Below are 6,585 nucleotides of genomic sequence, written 5' to 3'. Positions count from 1 at the left end.
CGTTGCAAAGCCTGGCCGAGTATTTGTATCTGCCCCATGTGAATGATTTCCTGACGCTGGATTTTGGCGCGGTTCGTTCCGGACTGATGTTGGGGAACAGCCGCATCTTTACCGTCATCCTCTCATTCGACGGGGAGATCCCGCTCACGCAGGCGCAGGTGGCCTCGGCCTTTCAGCTGCATTGCGTTCCGGTGATCAGCCTGGCGGCACAGAAAAGCACGCCTCTGCGGCTGTTACCCGGGCAGAGTGTCTATCCGCTGCCGTATGACGGCGATCGCTGGGTGTATGCCATTACCGGCGTCAGCATGCTGGAGGAGCCAGACACGCTGAGGCGAGGCCGACGGGTGCATTTTCTGCCCGACAGCGAACTGACACCGGAATCGCGTTATGCGCCCGACGCCGCATTGGCGCTGTTTTACCGCGTGCAGGTCCGCGGAGATGTGCTGGGCCGGATGCAGCATGAGCTGGTGTTGTGCAACAGTGCTGGGGAACCGTTGGTTGAGCCGCCGTGTCGCGCGGTGGTCTGCGACCTGCTCACCACGACGGCCAGTACGCCCGCGTTACCCATTGGCTCGCCTTTCCTGCTCGGCATGGCAGTGACCGATACCCTGGATGTCACCACCGTGACACGATTTTCAACGCCCTACCCGGCGGTGGTGGATAGTCATCACCATTGGCGGCTGATGGCCTGCCTGTCGTTCAGTCCGGCCTTGCTCAACCACCGGGAAACGGTGCAGCGGGCGATCGACGACTTTTGCCTGCATGCCCGGCACAACCTGCCCCAGGTTCGGCACATCCGGCGGGCAGTGGGGGGCATATTGGCCGTCAAGACCGAACCGGTGAATACCCTGATGGGCGAACGGTTGCGGCGTGGCCTGCAGATGACCCTGACGCTGGATGACACGGCGTTCGACAGCCCGGGCGAAGGCTACACCTTTGCGGCGGCGTTGAGCGTGTTCTTTACCCATTGTCTGACCACCAACAGCTTCCTGTTGCTGGACGTGATAACCGAACCTTCACAGCAACGCTGGGCATTACCCCTGGCGCGCGGCCAACGGGCCATGATGTGAGACACCACAAGGAGTGAACGATGGACAACGGATTATTTTTCAGCAGCCAGCTGGGTGAACTTCCCGAGGACACCTTTGACGTGGCCGGCTTTACCCTGGAAGAAGGGCTGTCGACCCTGTTTACCTTGACGGTGAGCCTGGTCAGCACCCGGTCGGATATCGAACTGGCGGCACAGCTGCTGCAACCGGGGTCGCTGACCGTCACCATCAGTGGCGAGGAACAGCGCACGATCCCGGGGTTGATTGCCAGCCTGACCCAGGGGGAAAGCGGTTTTCGCCGTACCTATTATCAGGCGGTGATCCGCCCGGATGTCTGGGTGCTGAGTTTGAAGCAAGACAGCCGGATCTTCCATTTTCTATCGGTGCCGGACATCGTCAACAAGGTGTTGGATGAGCACCACATCCCCTACCAAAGCCAACTCCAGCAGACCTACCCGCCACGCGAATACGTGACCCAGAAGCGCGAAAGCGACCTGGACTTCATCCTGCGGCTGATGGCCGAGGTGGGGATCACCTTCTGGTTTGAAGATAACGAACTGGTGTACGGCGATTCGCACCTGGGGATGACCGAGGGTGTCCCGGTGACCTTCAACCCGCATATCCAGTCACCCACCCAGGGCGACATTGCCCATCGGTTGACCCTGGGGGCGTTCATGCAGTCACGGGAAAGCGTACTCAAAGATCGTGAACACCGGCGACCCGACCATCCGCTGCAATTCAAGCAGAGCGACCCGGAACTGGGCGGTGAGACGACTCAATACTCGGTGTTTGAGAGCTATGGGCGCTATCAGGATGACCAGACCGGGCCGCAGTTCAGTACCCTGCGGCTGGAAGCGATGCAGGCTGGCACCCAACAGGGCGAGGCAGAGACCAACAGTATCCGGCTGATGCCGGGCACGATTTTCACCTTGCAGGGCCACCCGGTGCAGGCACGTAACGATCGCTGGCAGGTGATCACCGTCAGCCACCGTGGGGAACAGCCTGCTGCGCTGGAAGAAGAGAGCAGCGGTGGCGGTACGACATTCACCAACGCATTGACCTTTGCGCCGGGAAATATCGACTGGCGACCAAACTACCGTTACAAACCGCTGGCCGACGGGGATGAGGTGGCGACCATTGTCGGGCCGAAAGGCGAAGAGCTGTACGTCAACGAACTGGGCTGGGTGCGGGTGCATTTTCACTGGAACCGTTACGACCCGGCGGATGAAAAAGCGTCCTGCTGGGTACCGGTCTCCAACCAGTGGGCGGGGGACGGCTTTGGTTCGGTGACGTTGCCGCGCATCGGCCAGGAAGTGCTGATCAGCTACCTGAACGGCGATATCGATCGCCCGGTGGTCAGTGGGCGTTACTACAACGGCCTGAATAAACCGCCGTACCCACTGCCGGACAACAAGACCCGCTCGGTCTGGCGCACCAAATCGCACAAGGCCGAGGGCTTTAACGAACTGTCGTTTGAGGATGAGGCGGGCAGCGAAGAGATTTTCCTGCACGCGCAGAAAGACCTTAAGGCGTTGGTGAATAACGACGCGCACTGGGACATCCGCGCCAACCAGCACAGCAAAATTGGCGGCAACAGCCTGAGTGAAATCGAAGGCAACCGGGAAAGCCGCATCAAGGGCGAGCTTACTCTGCACACCAGCGGTAAAAAGTCCGAACTGGCCGATGGCGAATCCCATTTGCAGGTCGGCAGTGCCTACGTAGTGAAATCGGGACAGGAAGTGTCGGTAGAAGCCGGGGCCAAAATCACCCTCTCGGCGGGCAGTGAGCTGACGCTCAAGGCCGGGGGCAGTTTTATCAAACTGGCTCCGGGGGCCATTTTCACCTCGTCATCGTTGCTGGTGGGTAGCGGTTCTGCGGGGAGCGGACAGGGCGTCAACCTGAAGATGCCGGGTGTCGTGCCGTTGCTGGCCGCCCCAACGCTGGTTCAGCAGGGTGTGCTCAGCAGTGACGCCCCCTACTGTGAAGAGTGTGAGAAATGCAAAGAGGGCGGCTGCGCGATAGATGAATCGCCTGCGGTTGCGGCTTCCCCCGGCAAAAATATCTCCAGCGGCTTCGTACAGCAATCCGGTGGGGCGATACCGGCAACGGCCAGTGGCGCTCAAGGGATGCCCGGCAGTGGCTGGGCCTCAACAGGCGGGATTTCTCAGGCGATGCCGGGCAGTGGTTGGGCTTCGACAGGCGGTGTCTCTCAAGCATTGCCTAACGTTGGCTCGTTGCCTATCAGTGGACTGGCCGGGATGGTTGATGTCGGCCAACTGTCCGGAGCAACCGCTAAAGACTATTTGAATATGGCCAGCGAGAAGCTCAAAGGCTCGCAATCTGCAGATATGGATGCGTTATTCAAAAAGATGGGTAAAAAGTCATGAGCAAAAAACGCGTACAGGACTGGGTCAGAGACACGGCCGGAACACCGCTGTATGCCATCCTGGCCAATACCAATGGCGCGGAAGGTATTAAAGCTTATTACCGGGAAGATGGCAGCCGCACGCCTTATGGGCTCTATGCCAACACGCCCTATGCCAACTGGTTCGAGGTGATGCCAGTGATGGTGCAGCTCAATGAAGGCAGTCCGTTCCTGCGCTGGGTGGCAGAAACACCCCTGCGCAATTGGGGCTGGCTGGCGCGTTCACCGCTGCCGCAGGCCGCTTTGGCCGCCCACCTTGCTGGTTTAACTCAGGTGATTATGCCCAGCGGCAAAGCGGTGTTTTTCCGTTACTGGGATGGTCGCTTCTTACCGGCTTACCTGCACTATTTTGGCGATGGCTGGCGCACTATTCTGCCGGCGTTTTCCGATTACTGGGTAAACGGCGAAGTATTTACCTGCCCGGTAGATCCCACTGCGCAGGCCCCGGTTAGCCCGTGGTGGCAGGTGCCTCAAGGCATGGTGGACTCCCTGCTGGATGAAGATCCGTCACCGCTGATCGCCAACCTGCTGACCTGGCTGCGCGAGAATGAGTTTGAACTCTATCAAGCCGTGCCGGAACCGGTGCTGCGCCAGATTGCGATGCGACTGTACCCACAGGTCTGGCAACAGACCCCCGATCCGAAGAAGCGAACCGCACGGCTATCTCAGGCGCTGGTAGATACGTTGAATCGCCGTACTAATCCGTTCGAGGTGAGCACCTTTAACGTTTCCTCTTTTCGACCGTGAGTAATGGACTATGACGACCGAATATATTGCGAGTATTGACAATGCGTTGCTGAGCTTCAAGAACAAGACCCTGTTGACTAAAGAATATCGGCAGATCGTCAAGGAGTGGGCCACCGCCAGCAGCATTTCCGGAAGCCTGGGTGGGCCGACGCTGGAGATGGAGAAAACCCTGCGGCTCAACGACAGTAAAAAAGTCGTATCTGAAAACGATCGCAGTTTTGAGAGCAGTGTGGTGACCTGCCCCAAGAGTGGTGTGATCACGGTCGCACTTGCCTATGAGTCCACGCTTGACCTGCCTATCCCCGATGTGACCATCGAGATCTATGAAGATGTCAGTTTTGGCTTTGACTCGAAGGTGGCGACGAAACAAACCGATGAGCAAGGTATGGCGCTCTTTCCCGGCTTGACTGCGGGCAAGAAGTATTACGTTAAAGCCACCGATACCCAGTTGGAACAGCATAATAACCAGATGCTGCAAGCCTATGACGGCCTGATGCTGGAGATGTACGATGCCTTGTCAACGCAATGGCAGGCCTATAAGCCACAGTGGCAGCTCAGCCCTATTAATGCAGGCCTGTTGACCGCGTTGGGAGATGGGTTGTACGAGGGCATGTTCGGGCTGTGGGACGACGTAAAACTGGCCTACAACGTGATCACCGATCCCGCAAAATACGGACAGAAAATCTATGCGGAAGCCAGCAAGTATAAGGATCTGATCACCCAACTGGATGAACAGAAACTGAAGACGCTGCTGGAGGGCAGCAAGCAGATGACCCGTGAGCTGCTGGCGTTGTTCAATGACGAAGCCGGGTTGTATCTGTTTATGCGTTCGGTGGTCATGCAATTGCGCATGTACCCGTGGGGGGCCCTGCTGGAACCGATGGTGAAGGTCGGGGGTTCCATTATCGGTGATGCGCTGGTCGGCATTGTCTTCGGGGCGCTGCTGACCCTGGTGACCGCCGGGCTGGGTGTGGCGTTCCTGGTCTATAAGGTGGGTCGCCTGCTCAAGAAATTGGGCAGCGCCATGCAGCATGTCTGGCAAGGTCTGAAGACGGTCCTGTTTGCCACCCTGGAGCTGGTCAAACGCTTCTTTGAAAAGACGCGTCTACCGAACCTTAAACGCCAGCCTAATAGCCGGTTGAAACCGGATAGAGAGAACCTGGTGGGGCCCAATCACCAGACTGGCCTGGTCGATAATTCGGGCACGGTGAAAAATACCCCCGCGACAGACGCGACGGGGAAATCCACGGTGAACTCGCAGTGCACCGGAACAACCGGTTGCCCGGTTTCGCTGATCAACGGCGAGGAACTGCTCACCCTGGACGATGGGCAACTGATTGGCCTGACGCCCTTTATCTTCCAGCGTCAGTACCGTACCACTGCCGTTGAGTGCCCGTCGGTGTTTGGCTTTGGCTGGAGCCACAGCCTGCAGCATCAGGTGGAGTTTGTCGGTGATGAACTGCACTGGACCGATCATCAGGCCCTCACCACCATCCTGCCGTTGCCTACCGACGTTTCCCCCAGTGGGCTTAACTATGTGGCCGGGGCAGCCGCCTATCTGGATGAGAAACCCGATAGTTATTGCCTGATGGCCGGTAGCCTAGAGGGCTGGGTGCTGCATGTGGAGAGAGTTCCAGGCGAGACGTTCGGGCGCATAACCGGCCTATCACATCGCCAACAGCGGCTGAGCCTGCATTATCACGATGGCTTGCCTGTACGGCTGGAGCACCCGGCCGGTGCCGCTTTGCAGTTCAGCTATCAGGAGTTACCGCAGGGTTGGCGTCTGACGCAATTGAGCCTGATCCCTGAGTCCGGACGAGAGGATGCAGCCTACTCGTTGATGACCTATGAGTACGATGAACGGGGGCAACTGAGTGCCGCTATCAATGCGGCGGGAGAAGCCGAGCGTTACCAATATCGCGAAGACTATGTGTTCAGCCTGCGGCAGTTGGCGGGTGGAGCCGAGTTTTACTGGGAATGGCAGGGAGAAGGCAAGCAGGTCCGTACCGTGCGCCACTGGAGCAACCTGCCGAACTTTGACCAGCGTTTTCTGTGGGATGAGCAACCCGGTGCCGTCACCGTGTTCCATCAGGATGGCTCACGGGAGACCTGGCAACACGATACCCGCTTCCGCCGCCTGGTGAAAAAGGTTGACCCGGACGGGGCGATCCACAGCAACGAATACGGTGAACGCGGTGAGCTGTTGAGCGAAACCGACCCGTTGGGCAACCGTACCGAGTATGGCTATAACAGTGAGTTGCAGTGCACCTGGGTGAGAACGCCTGACGGACAGGAGACCCAATACCGCTATTCGCGGGGCCGAGTAGTCGAGAAAACCACCTGGAGCCTAGATAGAGAGGACAA

Annotated in this window: 4 protein-coding genes; all 4 read left to right on the top strand. The window is 58.5% G+C overall.

Going from position 1 to position 6,585, the window contains the following annotated elements:
• Window positions 1–1,070 (top strand): type VI secretion system baseplate subunit TssF (locus tag U869_RS0121685; protein WP_025122959.1); only part of this gene is annotated, 1,070 nt, incomplete at its 5' end.
• Window positions 1,071–1,090: 20 nt separating this feature from the next.
• The gene (gene tssI, locus U869_RS0121680; protein WP_025122958.1) at window positions 1,091–3,436 is read left to right on the top strand and encodes a type VI secretion system tip protein TssI/VgrG; all 2,346 of its coding nucleotides are present in this window, start codon (window positions 1,091–1,093) and stop codon (window positions 3,434–3,436) included.
• Window positions 3,433–4,221, top strand: coding sequence for a DUF4123 domain-containing protein (locus U869_RS0121675; protein WP_025122957.1), 789 nt, complete (start codon window positions 3,433–3,435; stop codon window positions 4,219–4,221). Before tssI ends, U869_RS0121675 begins: the two co-directional genes overlap by 4 nt.
• A gap of 10 nt (window positions 4,222–4,231) precedes the next feature.
• Window positions 4,232–6,585, top strand: a 2,354-nt coding sequence (locus U869_RS0121670) for a DUF6531 domain-containing protein (protein WP_025122956.1), incomplete at its 3' end; no start/stop codon positions are given.

The sequence above is a fragment of the Serratia sp. H1w genome (assembly GCF_000633355.1).
Classification (GTDB): Bacteria; Pseudomonadota; Gammaproteobacteria; order Enterobacterales; family Enterobacteriaceae; genus Chania.
This window is presented reverse-complemented; position numbering and strand designations above follow the sequence as displayed.

What these genes read in the sequence shown, in the direction of transcription:
- tssI (WP_025122958.1), top strand. Translation starts at nt 1,091, where the DNA reads ATGGACAACGGATTATTTTTCAGCAGCCAGCTGGGTGAACTTCCCGAG.
- U869_RS0121675 (WP_025122957.1), top strand. Translation starts at nt 3,433, where the DNA reads ATGAGCAAAAAACGCGTACAGGACTGGGTCAGAGACACGGCCGGAACA.